Genomic DNA, 18160 nt, shown 5'->3' with positions numbered 1-18160 from the left:
CGCCCGGTGGCATTCTCGAAGAGGGTGCTGTTCGCCTTGCGGAGGTTCAACCGGAAAAGGATAACTAGGCATGGCATTGCCCGATTTTTCTATGCGCCAGCTTCTCGAAGCAGGCGTCCACTTCGGCCACCAGACTCACCGCTGGAACCCGAAGATGAAGCCGTACATCTTCGGCGACCGTAACAACATCCACATCATCGATCTGGCCCAGACCGTTCCGATGCTGTCGCGCGCCCTTCAGGTCGTGTCCGACACCGTCGCCCGCGGCGGCCGCGTTCTGTTCGTCGGCACCAAGCGCCAGGCGTCCGAACTGATCGCCGATTCGGCCAAGCGCTCTGCCCAGTACTACGTCAACTCCCGCTGGCTCGGCGGCATGATGACCAACTGGAAGACCATTTCGAACTCGATCCAGCGCCTGCGCAAGCTCGACGAGATCCTGAACTCGGAACAGTCCGGCTATTCCAAGAAGGAACGCCTGAACCTCGAGCGCGAACGCGAAAAGCTGGACAAGGCTCTCGGCGGTATCCGCGACATGGGCGGCACTCCGGACCTGATGTTCATCATCGACACCAACAAGGAAAAGATCGCCATCGACGAAGCCAAGCGCCTGGGCATCCCGGTCGTTGCCATCATCGATTCGAACTGCGATCCGGACCTCATCGACTATCCGATCCCGGGTAACGACGACGCTTCGCGCGCCATCGCTCTCTACACCGACCTGATCGCCCGCGCTGCCATCGACGGCATCGCGCGCCAGCAGGGCGCTTCGGGTCGTGATGTCGGCGCCTCTGCCGAAGCTCCGATCGAGCCGGCTCTCGAAGGCGAAGCGGAAGCAGAAGCTTAAAGGCCGGATGGAGCGGCTTTGCCCGCTCCTCCTTTCTGAAATTCGATCGAGGCCAGAGATAGCGATCCCTGGCCTTGGTCGTTTCAAGGCGAGCCGCCACCGCTTGGTCGTCGAGGCGATCGCTTTCGTGATGTCTTCATCACGCTGTCACACTTCCGGGTACATTCGTCCCAAAACTTTTGAGTCCGCCGACGTTTTTCCGGCGAGAAGCACTTGAACCGACAAGAGGCAAAACAATGGCTGAAATCACCGCTGCACTGGTAAAGGAACTGCGCGAAAAGTCTGGCGCAGGCATGATGGACTGCAAGAAGGCGCTGACTGAAACGAACGGCGACATCGAAGCGGCGATCGACTGGCTGCGCGCCAAGGGCATTTCCAAGGCCGACAAGAAGTCCGGCCGCACCGCGGCTGAAGGCCTGATCGGCATTGCCAGCGCCGGCCACAGGGCCGTCGTCATCGAACTCAACTCGGAAACCGACTTCGTTGCCCGCAACGATGCCTTCCAGGACCTCGTCCGCGGCATCGCAAGTGTTGCTCTGGCGACCGACGGCTCCGTCGAGGCGATCTCGGCTGCCACCTATCCGGCTTCCGGCAAGCCGGTTGCCGACACGATCAAGGACGCGATCGCCACGATCGGCGAGAACATGACGCTGCGTCGCTCCGCCCTGCTGCAGGTCGAGCACGGCGTCGTTGCGACCTACGTCCATAACGCTGCCGGCGACGGCATCGGCAAGCTCGGCGTCCTGGTCGCCCTGAAGTCGGTCGGCGACAAGGAAGTCCTGACCTCGCTCGGCCGTCAGGTCGCCATGCACATCGCCGCCACCAACCCGCTCGCCATCCGCGCCGAAGAAGTCGACGCAACCGTGGCCGAGCGCGAGCGCAACGTCTTCATCGAGCAGTCGCGCGCTTCCGGCAAGCCGGAAGCGATCATCGAAAAGATGGTCGACGGCCGCATGCGCAAGTTCTTCGAGGAAGTTGCCCTTCTGTCGCAGGCCTTCGTCATCAACCCGGACGTGACCGTCGGCCAGGCCGTCAAGGATGCTGAAAAGCTCGCTGGCGCTTCGATCGAAGTCACCGGCATGGCCCGTCTTCTGCTCGGCGAAGGCGTCGAAAAGGAAGAATCGGATTTCGCCGCTGAAGTCGCAGCGGTCGCCAAAGGCTGATATTCGTTAGCTAAAGCTGTCGAAAGCGCAAGGGCACCGGTGACAAGCCGGTGCCCTTCGTGTATCCGCAACCCGTTTGACCCTCCCGCATTGCATTTCGATTTCAAGGAGCCTCCATGTCACCTCAGCCCCTCTACAAGCGTGTCTTGCTCAAGGCCTCCGGTGAAGCTCTGATGGGCAGCCAGGGTTTCGGCATCGATGTTGCGGTTGCCGATCGGGTCGCCTCCGATATTGCCGAAGCGCGCGCCATGGGCGTCGATGTCGGCGTGGTCGTCGGCGGCGGCAACATCTTTCGCGGCGTGGCCGTGGCTTCCAAGGGCGGCGACCGGGTGACCGGCGACCACATGGGGATGCTTGGCACCGTGATCAACGCGCTGGCGCTTGCCACTTCGCTGCGCAAGCTGGATGTCGATACGGTGGTTCTGTCGGCGATCTCGATGCCGGAGATCTGCGAGAGCTTCTCGCAGCGCCAGGCGCTGCATCACATGGCGCAGGGCAGGGTGGTGATCTTCGCCGGCGGCACCGGCAATCCGTTCTTCACGACCGATTCGGCGGCAGCGCTACGCGCGGCTGAAATCGGTGCGGAAGCGATCTTCAAGGGCACCCAGGTGGACGGCATCTATTCGGCCGACCCCAAGAAGGACCCGACGGCGACCCGGTTCGAGACACTGACGCATGGCGAAGTGCTCGAAAAGGGTCTGGCGGTGATGGACGTGGCGGCGGTGGCGCTCGCCCGCGAAAACTCCATCCCGATCATTGTTTTTTCGATCCATGAGAAGGGCGGCTTCGCCCAAATCTTGACCGGCGGCGGCCGCAAGACCATCGTAGCGGACAATTGAGGCGCGGCGTCGCGGGCCGCCCAGACAACATACGGGAGTAGACGGATGAGTGGAATCGACCTCAACGACATCAAGCGCCGCATGGAAGGCGCGATCAACGCGTTCAAAAGCGATATCGCGTCGCTGCGCACCGGCCGCGCCTCGGCCAATATTCTCGATCCGGTGGTGGTCGAAGCCTATGGTTCGCGCGTGCCGCTCAACCAGGTGGCCAACATCACCGTGCCGGAAGCGCGAATGCTCGGCGTGTCCATCTGGGACAAGTCGATGGTCGGCGCCGTCGACCGTGCAATCCGCGAATCAAACCTCGGCCTCAACCCGATCGTCGATGGCCAGAACCTGCGCATTCCGCTCCCCGAGCTCAACGAAGAGCGCCGTAAGTCGCTGGTCAAGGTTGCGCATGACTATGCGGAAAAGGCGAAGGTCGCTGTCCGTCACGTCCGCCGCGATGGCATGGACGGCCTGAAAAAGGCCGAAAAGGACGGCGACATCGGCCAGGACGAGAGCCGCTCGCAGTCGGAAAAAGTGCAGAAGATGACGGATGATACGATTTCCGAAGTCGACCGCTTGCTTGCGGATAAGGAAAAGGAAATCATGCAGGTCTAACTTAGGCCTGGTTTGCCGCCATATTCCGGCGGCCAAAGGAGCCGTGTAGAATATGGTGAATCCCGAGCTTGAGATCATCCCTCAACACGTTGCCATTATCATGGATGGCAATGGACGCTGGGCCAACAAGCGCGGGCTTCCTCGTACGGTCGGACACAGCAAGGGCGTCGAAGCGGTTCGCGAAACGGTGCGGGCTGCCGGCGACGCTGGCGTCAAATATCTGACGCTCTTTGCGTTTTCTTCGGAGAACTGGAGCAGGCCCGAAACCGAGGTGAGGGACCTCCTCGGTCTCCTCCGGCGCTTCATTCGCCAGGATCTGGCCGAATTGCACCGCGAGAATGTCCGCATCCGGGTGATCGGCGAACGCGAGAAGCTGCGCAGCGACATTCTTCCGCTTCTTCTCGAAGCCGAGGAAACGACAAGGTTCAATACGGCACTGACTCTGGTCATCGCCTTCAACTACGGTGCCCGCGACGAGATCGCCCGTGCCGTCGCCATGCTCGCCCGCGACGTCGAGGCTGGTGTCCTCAAGGCTTCCGAGATCGACCCGGACAAGATCAGCGCAAAGCTGGATACCGCCGGTATTCCCGATCCGGACCTCATCATCCGAACCAGCGGCGAGGAGCGGCTTTCGAATTTCCTGCTCTGGCAGGCGGCCTATTCCGAACTTGTCTTCCTGCCGGACTACTGGCCCGACTTCGATCGGAAACTCTTCTTCGACGCCCTGAAGATCTATGCCTCCCGCGACCGGCGCTTCGGCGGCCTGTCGAACAAGACGATAGCGGTGGGTGGTTGATGAGTGCTGAACTGAAGCGCCGCATCGCGTCCGCGGTGGTTCTGGCGGTCGTGGTTCTGACGGCCACCTGGTATGGCGGCCTGGCGTTCCGCATCGTGGCAGCCGCCATGGCGGTCCTGATCTATTACGAATGGTCCACGATCACACGGGCCGCCGAGCGCGATTTTCGCGCGAACGCTTTCGGCTGGGTTGCCATTCTTCTGATCGCCATTGACCTGGTGGTCGACGACGGTGCGCTCTCCGTGCCGATTCTCGGCGGCGCGATCGTCACCGCCCTTCTTCTCGTGCTGTTGCGCAAGGGCAGCTGGTGGCTGCCGGGCGGCATCCTCTACGCGGGCTTGAGCGGGATCTCGCTGGCAGCGATCCGTGCCGAAGACCAGGCGGGGTTCGTTGCGACCCTCTTCATCTTCGCGGTCGTCTGGGCGACCGATATCCTTGCCTATTTCGTCGGCCGCGCTCTCAAGGGGCCGAAACTTGCACCGCGCATTTCGCCCGGCAAGACCTGGTCCGGCGCGATCGGCGGCACGGTGTCCGGCGTGGTCGCAAGCTCCGCCCTGACGCTCGGCGTGTTTTCCCGGCTGTCGGCCTGGACCGTGGCGATCGCATTTCTGCTTTCCGTCGCCAGCCAGATCGGCGACCTGTTCGAGTCCTTCATCAAGCGCCGTTTCGGCGTGAAGGATTCCAGCCACCTCATTCCGGGGCATGGCGGCGTCATGGATCGCGTCGACGGCCTCGTTTTCGCCTGTTTCGCGGCGTTCCTGCTGACGCTTGTTTATACGGCCATGACGGGCCATCTTGATGTGTCGGTTGCGAGCTTCCTCTTCGGGTTTTGAGGTCTGGGCGGCCGGTACAATGTTGAAACGGAAATTTTGATGGCCATCCTCAGCTTCCTTACCGGCTATATCATCCCCTTCGTGCTGGTCCTGTCCCTGCTCGTCTTCGTGCATGAGATGGGCCACTATCTTATCGGACGCTGGTGCGGCATCCGGGTCACCGCCTTCTCGGTCGGCTTCGGACCGGAACTTGTCGGCTTCACCGACAGTCATGGCACCCGCTGGAAGCTCTCGGCGATCCCGCTCGGTGGCTACGTCAAGTTCTTCGGCGACGAGGACGCCGCGAGCCTGCCGGATGCGAGCGGCCTTGCGGGCATGAGCGAGGAAGAAAAGGCTCAGACGCTGGCCGGCGCCAAGCTATGGAAGAGGGCCGCCACCGTCGCGGCTGGCCCGATCGCCAATTTCATCCTGGCGATTGCCATCTTCGCCGTCCTCTTCAGCGTCTACGGCAAGGTCGTCGCCGACCCCGTGGTCGCCGAGGTCCAGCCGGGAAGCGCTGCCCTTGCGGCGGGCGTTGAGCCCGGCGATCGGCTGGTGGCGCTCGACGGCTCGCGCATCCGGACTTTCGACGATGTACGGCGTTATGTCAGCATCAGGCCGGACACCCCGATCATCGTGACGGTCGAGCGAAACGGCCAGGACCTCGATCTGCCGATGGTGCCGAAGCGCTCCGAGGTCACCGACCAGTTCGGCAATAAGGTGGAACTCGGCCTGATCGGCATCGTCACCAACGAACAGCGCGGCAATTTCCGCGTCGAGAGATTCACGCCGCTGCAGGCTGTCGCCGAAGGCGTCACCGAGACCGGCCATATCGTCACCGGCACCTTCCGTTATATCGGAAACCTGGTGACCGGGCGGATGAAGGCTGACCAGCTCGGAGGGCCGGTCAGGATCGCTCAGGCGTCGGGCCAGATGGCGACGCTCGGCTTTGCGGCGGTGGTTCAGCTCGCAGCTGTTCTTTCGGTCTCGATCGGGCTTTTGAACCTCATGCCTGTGCCAGTTTTGGACGGCGGTCATCTCGTCTTCTACGCGATCGAGGCCATCCGTGGACGACCGCTCGGCGCGGGTGCGCAGGAGATCGCCTTCCGCATCGGGCTTGCGATGGTTTTGAGCCTCATGGTCTTCGCGACCTTCAACGACATCAGCAATCTGATCGGCTGATGTCCTTCAAATCGTAAAAGAAACCGTTTATTCACCATGTTTCCAACAGTTGCGTGGCCATTGGGTCACGCAAGGGAAGTAAGTAAACAGAAATTAACGCGATACCTTGCTTGTAGGTCAAAAGAAGGTAAAACGACACACGTGGCCGGAGTCGGGCACCACCCGCCGAGGGACAACGGGAAAAGGTAAGAATTGAAATGAAGGCTGGTTCAAAGTTCTTGAACGCAGTGTCGGCGTTTGCGCTGTCTGCTAGTGTTGTTGCATCGGGCGCAGGTGTACTGGTACTTGCTTCCGCACTTTCTGCCGAAGCGGCGGTTATCCGGAGTGTTCAGGTCCGCGGCGCACAGCGCGCCGGCGAGGAGGCTGTCCGTTCCAACCTGACCATCCGCCCGGGTGTCAACTTCTCCAATAACGACATCGATGAATCGGTCCGCAAGCTCTATTCGACCGGTTATTTCTCGGATGTCAAAATCAGTGTTTCCGGTAGCACGCTGGTCGTTTCGGTGAGCGAGAACCAGCTCATCAACCAGGTCGTGTTCAACGGCAACCGCAAGATCACGGACGACAAGCTTCAGGCCGTCGTTCAGACCCAGCCGCTCGGCCCGTACAATCAGGCATTGGTGGACGCGGATATCCAGCGTCTGCGCGAGGCCTATCGTGCGATCGGCCGCAGCGACGTTCAGATCACCACGCAGACCGCAGATGTCGGCCAGGGGCGTGTCAACCTTGCTTTCGTCATCAACGAGGGTGATCGCACCAAGATCGCCGACATCAGTTTCGTCGGCAACCAGGCCTATGGCGATGGCCGCCTGAAGTCTGTGCTGATCACCAAGGAATCCGGTCCGCTGTCCTTCCTGACCCGCAAGGACGTCTACAGCGAGGACAAGCTGCGCGCCGACGAGGAAGCGCTGCGTCAGTTCTATTATAACCACGGCTACCCCGACTTCCGCGTCATCTCGTCGGAAGCGGTGCTCGATGAATCGGGCAACAAGTACAATATCAGCTTCACGGTCGAGGAAGGCCAGCGTTACCAGTATGGCAACGTCGCGGTGGAATCCACGGTCGAGGGCATCAGCGGCCAGGACCTTGAAGGTTTGGTCCAGACCCGCGCCGGCAACGTCTATAACGCCCGCGAAATCCAGAAGTCGATGGAAGCGATCTCCAAGCGCGTCGCTGCGGCCGGTTATCCGTTCGCTCGCGTCACGCCGCGCGGCGACCGCAACATGGAAAACCACACGATCGGTGTTTCCTACCTCGTCGACCAGGGCGAGCGCGCTTATGTCGAGCGCATCGAGATCCGCGGCAACACCCGCACGCGTGACTATGTCATCCGCCGCGAATTCGATTTCAGCGAAGGCGATGCCTTCAACCAGGAAATGATCTCGCGCGCCAAGCGTCGCCTTGAGGCGCTCGGTTATTTCACGACCGTCAATATCTCGACCTCGCAGGGCACTTCGCCTGACCGCGTCGTCATCGTTGTCGACGTCGAGGACCAGCCGACCGGTTCGTTCGGTATCGGCGCCGGTTACTCGGCGGGCGGCGACGGCTTCCTGCTCGAAGCGTCGATCGAAGAAAAGAACTTCCTTGGCCGCGGCCAGTTCATCCGCGTCGCAGTCGGCGGTGGTCTTGACGAAGCCCGCAGCTACAACCTTTCGTTCACCGAGCCCTACTTCCTCGGTTACCGTCTGGCAGCCGGTTTCGATCTCTTCAAGAGCTCGACCTCTTCGAACAGCTATTACGATTATGAAGAACAGGGTGTCACCTTGCGTGTGACGGCGCCGATCACCGAAGATCTGGCCACCACGTTCCGCTACACCTACAAGGAAATCCAGTACGAGAACGACGGCGCCTTCGGGAGTGACGGTCTTCCCGGCACCGCTGACGATAACCTTTCGTCGCCCTATATTTCGATGATCGATAACGGCAAGTTCGTTCAGTCGTCGATTTCGCAGACGCTGACCTACAACACGCTCGACAGCCAGACGCTGCCGCGCGAAGGCATCTACGCGACGATCACGCATGAATATGCCGGTCTCGGCGGCGACTCCGACTTCTACAAGATCTCCGGCCGTGCCCGTTATTTCCAGCTTCTGTCGACCGAAGCTGACCTGATCGGCTCCATCGCAGTCGGCGCCGGCCACGTGGTTTCCACCGGCGACAATCTGCATGTCTTCGACCAGTTCACGATCGGCGGTCGTCAGATCCGCGGCTTCGAGAACGACGGTATCGGTCCGCGTACGACCGATCACGGCGATGCGCTCGGCGGCACGACCTACTTTACGGCCTCCGCCGAAATGACAATGCCGATGCCGGCTGTTCCGGAAGACTTCGGTCTGCGTGCTGCCGTCTTCGCCGATGCCGGTACCCTTTACGGCAATGATGTCCCGCTCGGCACCAGCACCGCGCAGGGCACCAGCATGAACTGGCGCGCTTCCGTCGGTGCGGGTATCATGTGGGCGTCGCCGTTCGGCAACATCCGCTTCGACTACGCGCATCCGGTCATGAAGGAAGACTTCGACGAAACCCAGGAATTCCGGTTCAGCATGGCGAACCAGTTCTGATCATTTCCGCTCGCTGTTGCGGGCGGAAATCTGTTCTGGAGCTTTAGCTTTATGGACCACAATGAATTCTTTCCGCCCCATGATGGCGTGAGCCTGCGCGAGTTGGCCGCCCTTCTTGGGGCTGAACTGCTTGATGGCAGCGCGGGCGACCGGCTGATCCGTTCCGTTGCACCCGTTGCGCGGGCCGGCGAGGGCGAGATTTGTTATATCCTGTCCCGAAAAAGCCGTCACGAACTGGAACGCTGCAAGGCTTCCGCGATTATCTGTGATAGCGCGATCCGTTCGATCATCCCGGCCCGTATCCCGGTTCTGCTGACCAAGACGCCCCACACCGCGTTTGCCCAGGCCGGTGCTATCCTGCATCCGATTGCGATGCGGCCGTCTCCGATCACTTCTTTTCCCCCGGGCATTTCGCCGGCCGCGTTCGTGGATCCAACCGCTAGGCTCGAGCCAGGCGTCGAGATCGAGCCCATGGCCGTGATCGGCGCGCGGGCGGAAATCGGCACCGGCACCCGCATCGGCGCCGGCAGCGTTATCGGCGCCGACGTCAAGATCGGCCGCGATTGCACGATTGCCGCGGGGGCGAGCGTGGTCGCGGCTCTCATCGGCAACGGCGTGATCATCCACAATGGCGTCCGCATCGGCCAGGACGGCTTCGGTTTCGCACCGGGTCCGAAGGGCATGCTGAAAATCGTCCAGATCGGCCGCGTCATCATCCAGGACAATGTCGAGATCGGCGCCAATACGACGGTCGACCGCGGCGCCATGGACGATACGGTCATCGGTGAAGGTACCAAGATCGACAATCAGGTCCAGGTCGCCCACAACGTGCGTATCGGCCGCCATTGCGGCATCGCCAGCGGCGCCGGCATAGCCGGTTCGACGCGGATTGGCGACGGAGTATTGATCGGTGGCGCATCCGGTATTAATGGACACATCTCGATTGGAGACGGCGTCCAGATCGCCGCGATGAGCGGTGTGGTGGGAGATATTCCCGCCGGTGCGCGTTATGGCGGTATTCCCGCCCGCCCGATGCCGGATTTCCTCCGCGATACCGCGGAAGTCTTGATGCGTTCGGACGAGCGGGCGAAACGCAGAGGAGAGAAGAAGAATGACTGATGAGACCAAGCCGATGCTCGGCGCGGCCGATATTCAGGAAATCATGAAGCTGCTGCCGCATCGCTATCCCTTTCTCCTGGTCGATAAGATCGTCGAGATCGACGGCGACAATTCCGCGATCGGCATCAAGAACGTCACAGCCAACGAGCCGCATTTCACTGGGCATTTCCCGGAGCGGCCGATCATGCCGGGCGTGCTGCTGATCGAAGGCATGGCGCAGACCGCCGGCGCCATCTGCGCCAGGAAGGAAGGCGAGGGCGGCAATCTCGTCTACTTCATGACCATCGACAATGCCCGCTTCCGCAAGCCGGTTGTGCCGGGCGACCGGGTCGAATTCCACGTCACCAAGCAGAAACAGCGCGGAAATATCTGGAAATTCCATTGTGACGCGAAGGTGGACGGCGTACTTGTTGCCGAAGCCGATATCGGCGCAATGATCCGGCGCAAGGAAGAAGAATGAGCAGCATTGCAGCCAGCGCGCGCATCCATCCGTTAGCTTTGGTTGAGGACGGCGCCGTCATCGGCGAGAACGTCGTCGTCGGCCCGTTTTCGCATGTCGGCCCGCGCGTGGTGCTGAAGGATGGCGTCGAACTGCTGTCGCATGCCGTGGTGAGCGGTCGCACCGAGATCGGCCGCAACTGCCGTATCTTTCCGATGGCGATCATCGGCGGCGTGTCCCAGAGCCTCCATGAAGCAGGCGAGGATTCGACGCTGACGGTCGGCGACAATTGCGTCATGCGCGAAGGCGTGACGATGAATTGCGGCACGGTCGGTGGCGGTGGCAAGACGGTGGTCGGCAACAACTGCCTGTTCCTCGCCAATTCGCACGTCGCGCATGACTGTCAGCTCGGCAACGACATCATCATGTCGAACAACGTCATGCTGGCCGGCCACGTGCATGTCGCTGACCGGGCGATCCTCGGCGGCGGCTGCGCCGTGCATCAGTTTACCCGCATCGGCCGCCAGGCCTTTATCGGCGGGCTTTCGGCCGTCAATTACGACGTCATCCCCTATGGCATGCTGAACGGCAATCCGGGCGTCCTCGGCGGCCTGAACGTGGTCGGCATGACCCGTGCCGGCATCGAGCGCGCAACGATCCATACCGTCCGCCGCGCCTTCAAGCAGATCTTCGAGGGCGAGAGCAACATCCGCGCCAATGCGGCGGCGATCCGCAACGACTACGCCGATTGCAAGGAAGCGATGGAGATCCTCGATTTCATCGCCGCCGATAGCGATCGTGCCATTTCCTCGACCTTCCGCGGCAAGGGCTGATCCCACATGGCCGGCCTCCCGAGCCTTGCGCCGAAGGGCCGGCTAGCAATCATAGCCGGGAAGGGTTTCTTGCCCCTCTATGTGGCGAAAGCCGCCCAGGCGGCCGGTGAAACGCCTCTGATCGTAGCGCTCGCCAACGAATCCGATCAGAGCTTCGATGGTTTCGAAGCGGTCTCCGTCGGCGTCGGCGATCTTTCGGCGATCGAACGCCTGTTTCGCGACAAGGGCATCACCCGCGTCATCCTGTCCGGCGGTGTTGCCCGAAGGCCCGACTGGCGCGACATCCATCCGACCTTCCGCACGATCCTGAAAGTCCCCTCGGTTGTCCGCACGCTTCTTTCCGGCGGCGACGATTCGGTGCTCCAGATGGTCATCAAGCTCATCGAGGCGATGGGCTGCGAGGTGCTGGGTGCCCACGACATCGTGCCCGGCCTGCTTGCGAAGACCGGACCGCTCGGTGCCCATGCGCCGTCCGAGGACGACCGCCGCGATATCGATCGGGCGTCCGAAGCAGCCAAGCGTCTCGGCGAACTCGACATCGGCCAGGGCGCGGTCAGCGTCGGCGGACGCGTCGTGGCTTTGGAAGGTGTCGAGGGCACGGACCGGATGCTGGAGCGGGTGACGGCATTGCGCGCCGAGGGCCGCATCTCCGCCCGCCGCAAAGGCGTACTCGTCAAGCTCTGCAAACCGCAGCAGGACATGCGCGCCGATCTGCCGACGATCGGCCCGTCGACCATCGAAAACGCCATCAAGGCCGGTCTCGCCGGCATCGCCGTTGAGGCGGGACGCGCTTTGGTGCTGGAAGAATCCAAGATGATTGCCGCGGCCGATGCTGCCGGTATTTTCGTCTGCGGCATCGATCCCGGCCTGCCGCAAGGAGGATTGTGATGGTCAGGACCTTGAAGGTTGGCGTCATCGCCGGCGAAGTATCCGGCGATCTGCTCGGCGGCGATCTGATCGCAGCCTTGAAGGCAGCCCATGACGGCCCGGTTGAACTCGTCGGCGTCGGCGGCGAAGCGTTGGAGGCACAAGGTCTCGCCTCGCTCTTCGACTTTTCCGAACTGTCGATCATGGGGCTCACCCAGGTGATCGCCCGCCTGCCGAACCTGATCAGGCGGATCAACCAGACGGCCGCCGCCATCATTGCGGCAAAGCCGGATGTGCTGATCATCATCGACAGCCCCGATTTCACCCATCGCGTCGCCAGGAAGGTGCGCGCCGCGCTGCCGGACCTGCCGGTCGTCAACTACGTCTGCCCGAGCGTCTGGGCGTGGAAGGAATATCGCGCCAAGGCGATGCTTCCCTATGTCGATCATGTTCTGGCTGTGCTGCCGTTCGAGCCCGCGGCTATGAAGCGTCTAGGCGGGCCGGAAACCACCTTCGTCGGCCATCGCCTGACGGCCGATTCGTCGCTCCTCAAGGTCCGCGAAATCCGGGCCGGGCGCCCGGTGAAGGTGCCCGGGGAAGAAAAGACGATCATGCTTCTGCCGGGCTCCCGGTCGGCGGAGATCAAGGCGCTTCTGCCGGTCTTCGGCGAGGCGGCCCGCGAGTTCGTCGCCCGCAACGGGCCGACCCGCTTTGTGCTGCCGACGGTTCCCCGCCAGGAAAAGCTGGTGCGCGAGATCGCCGCCGGTTTCGAGGTGAAGCCCGAGATCACCGCCGACACGGATGGCAAATGGGCGGCATTCGCCGAGGCCGATGCAGCCCTTGCGGCCTCCGGAACGGTGATCCTTGAACTCGGTCTTGCCGGAATCCCGATGGTCTCGGCCTATAAGACCGACTGGCTGATCACCATGCTCGCAAAACGCATCAAGACCTGGTCCGGCGCCCTGCCGAACCTGATCGCCGATTACGCGGTCGTGCCGGAATACGTCAACGATGTAGTGCGTGCGGCGAGCCTCTGCCGCTGGGCCGAGCGCCTGTCCTCCGATACGATGCAGCGTCGCGCCATGCTGGAAGGTTTTGATCTGACCTGGGAGCGGCTGCAGGTGCCTGTGCCGGCGGGCGAAGCGGCCGCCGGCATCGTTCTCCAGGTTCTGGACACTAAAAAACCCGGTCATCACTGACCGGGTTTTTTGTTGGATATCGTGTTCGATTAACGCTTGGAAACAGGAACGTAGTCCCGCTGCGCTTCGCCGGTATAGAGCTGACGCGGGCGGCCGATGCGCTGCTGCGGATCTTCGATCATTTCGGCCCACTGGGCGATCCAGCCGACGGTGCGGGCAAGTGCAAAGAGCACGGTGAACATGGTGGTGGGGAAACCCATCGCCTTCAGCGTGATGCCCGAATAGAAGTCGATATTCGGGTAGAGCTTCTTCTCGATGAAATAATCGTCGGTGAGCGCGATGCGCTCGAGTTCCATCGCGACCTGCAGGAGCGGATCGTCCTTGTGGCCGAGTTCGCCGAGCACTTCATGCGTGGTCTTCTGCATGATCTTGGCGCGCGGGTCGTAGTTCTTGTAGACGCGGTGACCGAAGCCCATCAGGCGGAACGGATCGTTCTTGTCCTTGGCGCGTGCGATGTATTCCGGGATCTTGTCGACCGTGCCGATTTCCGTCAGCATGTTGAGCGCTGCTTCGTTGGCGCCGCCGTGGGCCGGGCCCCAGAGGCAGGCAATGCCGGCCGCGATGCAGGCGAACGGGTTGGCGCCCGAGGAACCGGCGAGACGGACCGTCGAGGTCGAAGCGTTCTGCTCGTGGTCGGCATGCAGGATGAAGATGCGGTCCATGGCGCGCGACAGCACCGGATTGACCACATATTCTTCGCACGGAACGGCAAAGCACATGCGCAGGAAGTTCGACGCATAGTCCAGGTTGTTCTGCGGATAAACGAAGGGCTGGCCGATGTGATACTTGTAGGCCATCGCGGCAAGCGTCGGCATCTTGGCGATCATGCGCAGCGAAGCGACCATGCGCTGGTGCGGATCGGTGATGTCGGTCGAGTCGTGATAGAAGGCAGACAGCGCCCCGACGCAGCCGCACATGACGGCCATCGGATGGGCGTCGCGACGGAAGCCGGTGAAGAAACGGCTCATCTGCTCATGGACCATCGTGTGATGGGTCACGCGATAGTCGAAGTCCTTCTTCTGCGCAGCGGTCGGCAGTTCCCCGTAAAGCAGCAGGTAGCAGGTTTCCAGGAAGTCGCCATGTTCGGCCAGCTGTTCGATCGGATAACCGCGATGCAGCAGAATGCCCGCGTCGCCGTCGATATAGGTGATCTTGGATTCGCAAGACGCCGTCGAGGTGAAGCCCGGGTCGTAGGTGAAGGTGCCGGTGTGTTTGTAAAGAGCGCCGATATCGACCACGTCAGGACCGATGGTGCCCGACTTGACCGGCAGATCGACCTTTCTGTCGCCGATTACCAGATTTGCGCTTGTTTCCGTCATGCTGATCCTCCAACCTTTTGGCGGCATGGCGCCCTAAAAGCGCCACAAGAATTAAGCGTCCACCGTTTAGCTATATGATCCGAAAGCTGATGCCAAGCTGTCGTGACGGCATTTTGTGCAGCGCGAAAAATTATTGAGCAGCGGCTTTTGCTTGGATGTCCAACTTCCTGTTGCAAGCGCTTGTCCGCGCTCTAGAATTCCCGATATTTAACGGCCAGTTGACGGCCGAAGAGGAAACGCGCAGGTTGCATTGCCGTATGTTTGGCGGTTGGGCGAACAGAGCGTTTCATGCCGGAGGAAGATGCATTTCCGACGCGTGCCGAGGCAGGGAAGCTGATATCCCGGCTGCCGGATCTCCGCATAAACGGAGGCGCATCCGACTCGGTCAAGGTGAGGGATCTGGCCGAGCTTTTTCCGGCGATCGAAAGCCGCCCCGCGGTTCACACATCGGGCCGGTCCTTTCGCCGCTCGACAAGCCGACGCCTCGACCGGCTGCGGCGACGCCTCCCGGTCATGCTGGAGGAGGAGGCGGTCTATGGCCATGGCTTCCTTTTTCTCCCCGTTGTTGTCGGGGCAGGGGCCGCCTGCTGGTTTGCGCTGCCGCAAACCCCGGCTTTCTGGCCGTATTTCCTCCTCTTTTGCGTCTGCACCCTATTTGTAGCCGTTTCGCGCCACCGGTCCGGTGCCACGCATCTGTTTCCGCTCGCTCTCTCACTCTTTCTCGGAGGCATGATGCTGGCGCAGTTCGAGACTTGGAGGCGGTCCACCGTCATTCTCGATACGCCGGTCACGACCGAGCTTGCCGGGGTGGTCGAGCGCAGGGAGAGCGACGCCCAGGGCCACTGGCGTTATATCGTCCGCATCGAGCAGACCTCCAATCCGCAAGTCAGGCGCCCACCGCAGCGTGTATCTCTGCTCGCAAGGTCACGCCATGAGCCGGCCCAGACCGGCGAGACGATCAGCGGCCGCGCCCGCATTTCGCCCCCATCGGGACCCGCCCTGCCGGGCCTCAACGACTTCGCCTTTTCTTCCTATTTCGACGGCATCGGCGCGGTTGGATTTTTCTATGGAGCGCCGAAAAAACAGGCTGCTGTCCCGTCAAGCCGGAGCTGGATTGCGGAGGTCGAAATCCGGCTTTTCGATCTGCGCAGCGCAATCGCAACCCGTATCCGGGAGACCGTGCCCGGAGATCCCGGCGCCTTTGCCGCGGCGATCGTCACGGACGAGCGCCGGGCGATTTCCGAAGATACCACCGAGGCGCTGCGACTGTCGGGCCTCGCCCATATCGTCGCCATTTCCGGGTTAAACATGGCGCTCGCCGCCGGCATCTTCTTTGTCGGCGTGCGCACCGTGCTTTCCGTCTTCACGGGCTTCGCCCAGGCCTATCCGGTCAAGAAGATCGCCGCAATCGGCGCCCTGATGATGGCGACGGCCTATTACCTGATCTCCGGTTTCGGCGTCTCCGCAGAGCGGGCCTATATCATGATGGCGATCATGCTGGTCGCCGTGCTTTTCGATCGGCCATCGATCAGCCTGCGCAATGTAGCCCTGTCCGCACTGGTGATCATCGCCATGTCGCCCTCGGAAATAATGGGACCAAGCTTCCAGATGTCGTTTGCCGCCACCGCGGCCCTGGTCGCCGGCTACGCACTCTGGAAACACAGGGCGGAACGCCGCGATCCCGAACCCCTGCCGTTCCGTCACCCTGTGGTGACGCCGGTGCTGGCATCCTGGAATTTCGCGGCCGGCATCTTCGTGACCTCGCTGATCGGCGGCATCTCGACCGCCGTGTTCTCGGTCGAGCATTTCCACCGTATCGCCACGTACGGCCTTGCCGCCAACCTAGCCGCCATGCCGATCATCTCCTTCGTGGTCATGCCGGCCGGGCTGGTCGGCATGCTGCTGATGCCGTTCGGCCTCGATGCTCCCTTCATGAAGCTCATGGGCCTCGGCCTGGAGTGGGTGATCGCCATCGCCAAACACATCGCCGCCTGGGGCGGCGATGTCGGCATGGGGCGACAGCATCCCTGGTTCCTGACCGTCTCGACGGCAGGTTTTCTGCTGCTGACATTGCTGAGGACGAGACTGAGATTGATAGGCCTGCCACTGATGGCGACCGCTCTGCTGCTTTCCTGGCATGAGCGGTCGACGCCCCTGCCGGATATCCTGATCTCGGAAGACGGGACGATGGTAGCCCTTGTAGACGGGAAAGGGGTCTCCACCAATCGCGCCCGCCCGCCCGACTTCGTCTACGATCAGTGGAAGAGGGCGCTTTTGCTCGGCGATCCCACCAAACCTGAAATGTCGCCATCCAGGGACAAGCCGCCCGACGACAGGCCACCCGGCGCGAAAACCAACGAGCGGCGCGAACTTACCCCAGAGGAACTCGAAACGGCGAAGTCGAAGATAAAACAGGCGCCTGCCGGCCGCTTCATCTGTGAGCCGACGGCATGGTGTGCGGCAAGCATGGGCAAGGGCATCGTTATCGCGGTCGAGGACGGCCGTTATGCGGGTGCCGCCTGCGACGCCGCCAACCTTGTCATTGCGCCGCGTGCCCGCTTCGACCAATGCCGCTCCGGCGCCCTGATGATCAATGCTGCCACGCTTCGCAAGGCGGGCGCCCTGGAGATATCCCTCAACGGCGCGACCGACATTCGACGCTGGCAGATCCGTGCCGCCATGGCGGGCGGAGACCGTCCCTGGAGCCGACACCGCCACTATGATTGGCGAAGCCGGGGTTTCGACAAGTCATTGCCGGAACCGTTCCGGCAGATGATCAGTGATACCGGCGGATGAGGCCGACGAGCTTGCCCTGGATCTTCACCCGGTCAGGCCCGAAAATGCGGGTCTCATAGGCGGGGTTGGCCGCTTCGAGGGCGATGGAGGCACCGCGGCGGCGAAAACGCTTCAGCGTCGCTTCCTCGTCGTCCACCAACGCCACGACGATGTCGCCGGGATTGGCGGTATTGCTGTTGCGGATGATCACGGTATCGCCGTCGAGAATGCCGGCCTCGATCATCGAATCGCCCTTGACCTCGAGCGCATAATGCTCGCCGGAACCGAGCATCTCGGCCGGCACGGCGATGTCATGGGTGTTGTTCTGGATCGCCGAGATCGGCACGCCGGCAGCGATGCGGCCCATGACCGGAACGGTGGTGGCGTTCGGCGAATCGTCGTTGGCAGCGGGTTTCTGGGGCGCCGCGACCGGCTGCGGCTTGCCGAGGCTGCCTTCGATGACGCTCGGCGAGAAACCGCGGCGCGGCTGCATGCTCGGCGAGTAGGCTTCCGGCAGCTTGATGACTTCGAGCGCCCGGGCCCGGTTTGGCAGGCGGCGGATGAAGCCGCGCTCCTCGAGAGCGGTGATCAGGCGGTGGATGCCGGACTTGGACGCGAGGTCGAGAGCGTCCTTCATTTCGTCGAATGACGGCGGGACGCCGGATTCCTTCATGCGTTCGTGAATGAACAGAAGCAATTCCTGTTGTTTGCGCGTGAGCATCTTTTGGCACCCTCAGAGTCGGAAACAAATCCAGAACGGACACTATATGTTCCATATGTGTTCTGCAAGTCCCTAAATTTCCGTGAAG

At 62.0% G+C, this 18160-nt stretch carries 16 protein-coding genes; 14 read left to right on the top strand and 2 right to left on the bottom strand.

Annotated elements, in window-relative coordinates; translation table 11 throughout:
- Positions 1 to 70: 70 nt before the first annotated feature.
- The 13 genes from rpsB to lpxB all read left to right on the top strand — a co-directional run bounded on the left by rpsB (position 71) and on the right by lpxB (position 13257).
- A complete protein-coding gene (gene rpsB / locus GQ59_RS27140; protein ID WP_037087309.1) occupies positions 71 to 844 on the top strand; it encodes a 30S ribosomal protein S2 in 774 nt (257 codons plus the stop codon).
- A gap of 236 nt (positions 845 to 1080) precedes the next feature.
- Positions 1081 to 2007 carry a translation elongation factor Ts gene (gene tsf / locus GQ59_RS27135; RefSeq protein ID WP_037087306.1) on the top strand — a complete coding sequence of 309 codons (927 nt, stop codon included), beginning with the start codon at positions 1081 to 1083 and terminating at the stop codon, positions 2005 to 2007.
- Between the two features lie 116 nt (positions 2008 to 2123).
- A complete protein-coding gene (gene pyrH / locus GQ59_RS27130; RefSeq protein ID WP_037087304.1) occupies positions 2124 to 2846 on the top strand; it encodes a UMP kinase in 723 nt (240 codons plus the stop codon).
- A gap of 45 nt (positions 2847 to 2891) precedes the next feature.
- Positions 2892 to 3449: a ribosome recycling factor gene (gene frr, locus GQ59_RS27125; RefSeq protein ID WP_037087301.1), complete on the top strand. Its 558-nt coding sequence runs from the start codon at positions 2892 to 2894 to the stop codon at positions 3447 to 3449.
- Between the two features lie 52 nt (positions 3450 to 3501).
- The gene (locus tag GQ59_RS27120) at positions 3502 to 4245 is read left to right on the top strand and encodes an isoprenyl transferase (RefSeq protein ID WP_037087299.1); all 744 of its coding nucleotides are present in this window, start codon (positions 3502 to 3504) and stop codon (positions 4243 to 4245) included.
- Positions 4245 to 5078 (top strand): phosphatidate cytidylyltransferase, encoded by an 834-nt coding sequence (locus GQ59_RS27115; protein WP_037087295.1) that lies wholly within the window; start codon positions 4245 to 4247, stop codon positions 5076 to 5078. Before GQ59_RS27120 ends, GQ59_RS27115 begins: the two co-directional genes overlap by 1 nt.
- Before the next feature lie 39 nt (positions 5079 to 5117).
- Positions 5118 to 6239 (top strand): RIP metalloprotease RseP, encoded by a 1122-nt coding sequence (rseP, locus tag GQ59_RS27110; RefSeq protein ID WP_037087292.1) that lies wholly within the window; start codon positions 5118 to 5120, stop codon positions 6237 to 6239.
- Between the two features lie 197 nt (positions 6240 to 6436).
- On the top strand, positions 6437 to 8800 hold the full coding sequence (gene bamA / locus GQ59_RS27105) for an outer membrane protein assembly factor BamA (RefSeq protein WP_037087290.1): 2364 nt from the start codon (positions 6437 to 6439) through the stop codon (positions 8798 to 8800).
- Between the two features lie 51 nt (positions 8801 to 8851).
- On the top strand, positions 8852 to 9919 hold the full coding sequence (gene lpxD / locus GQ59_RS27100) for a UDP-3-O-(3-hydroxymyristoyl)glucosamine N-acyltransferase (RefSeq protein WP_037087287.1): 1068 nt from the start codon (positions 8852 to 8854) through the stop codon (positions 9917 to 9919).
- Positions 9912 to 10379: a 3-hydroxyacyl-ACP dehydratase FabZ gene (fabZ, locus tag GQ59_RS27095; protein WP_037087285.1), complete on the top strand. Its 468-nt coding sequence runs from the start codon at positions 9912 to 9914 to the stop codon at positions 10377 to 10379. The genes lpxD and fabZ overlap by 8 nt, the downstream gene beginning before the upstream one ends.
- Positions 10376 to 11191 carry an acyl-ACP--UDP-N-acetylglucosamine O-acyltransferase gene (lpxA, locus tag GQ59_RS27090; protein ID WP_037087283.1) on the top strand — a complete coding sequence of 272 codons (816 nt, stop codon included), beginning with the start codon at positions 10376 to 10378 and terminating at the stop codon, positions 11189 to 11191. Before fabZ ends, lpxA begins: the two co-directional genes overlap by 4 nt.
- 6 nt (positions 11192 to 11197) lie before the next feature.
- On the top strand, positions 11198 to 12079 hold the full coding sequence (locus tag GQ59_RS27085) for an LpxI family protein (protein ID WP_037087281.1): 882 nt from the start codon (positions 11198 to 11200) through the stop codon (positions 12077 to 12079).
- On the top strand, positions 12079 to 13257 hold the full coding sequence (gene lpxB / locus GQ59_RS27080) for a lipid-A-disaccharide synthase (protein WP_037087278.1): 1179 nt from the start codon (positions 12079 to 12081) through the stop codon (positions 13255 to 13257). The genes GQ59_RS27085 and lpxB overlap by 1 nt, the downstream gene beginning before the upstream one ends.
- 29 nt (positions 13258 to 13286) lie before the next feature.
- Here the strand turns inward: lpxB and gltA are convergent, their stop codons facing one another.
- A complete protein-coding gene (gltA, locus tag GQ59_RS27075; protein WP_037087276.1) occupies positions 13287 to 14576 on the bottom strand; it encodes a citrate synthase in 1290 nt (429 codons plus the stop codon).
- Between the two features lie 288 nt (positions 14577 to 14864).
- On the opposite strand from gltA, the gene GQ59_RS27070 reads away from it, so the two are divergent.
- Positions 14865 to 17372 carry a ComEC/Rec2 family competence protein gene (locus GQ59_RS27070; protein WP_037087274.1) on the top strand — a complete coding sequence of 836 codons (2508 nt, stop codon included), beginning with the start codon at positions 14865 to 14867 and terminating at the stop codon, positions 17370 to 17372.
- Here the strand turns inward: GQ59_RS27070 and lexA are convergent.
- Positions 17353 to 18072, bottom strand: a complete 720-nt coding sequence (gene lexA, locus GQ59_RS27065) for a transcriptional repressor LexA (RefSeq protein ID WP_037087272.1) — start codon at positions 18070 to 18072, stop codon at positions 17353 to 17355. The two genes, GQ59_RS27070 and lexA, sit on opposite strands and share 20 nt — an antisense overlap.
- Positions 18073 to 18160: the final 88 nt, after the last annotated feature.

It is taken from the genome of Neorhizobium vignae (assembly GCF_000732195.1).
Classification (GTDB): domain Bacteria; phylum Pseudomonadota; class Alphaproteobacteria; order Rhizobiales; family Rhizobiaceae; genus Neorhizobium; species Neorhizobium vignae.
The sequence above is the reverse complement of the archived record's forward strand: the minus strand, read 5'-3'. Positions and strand labels throughout refer to the sequence as shown.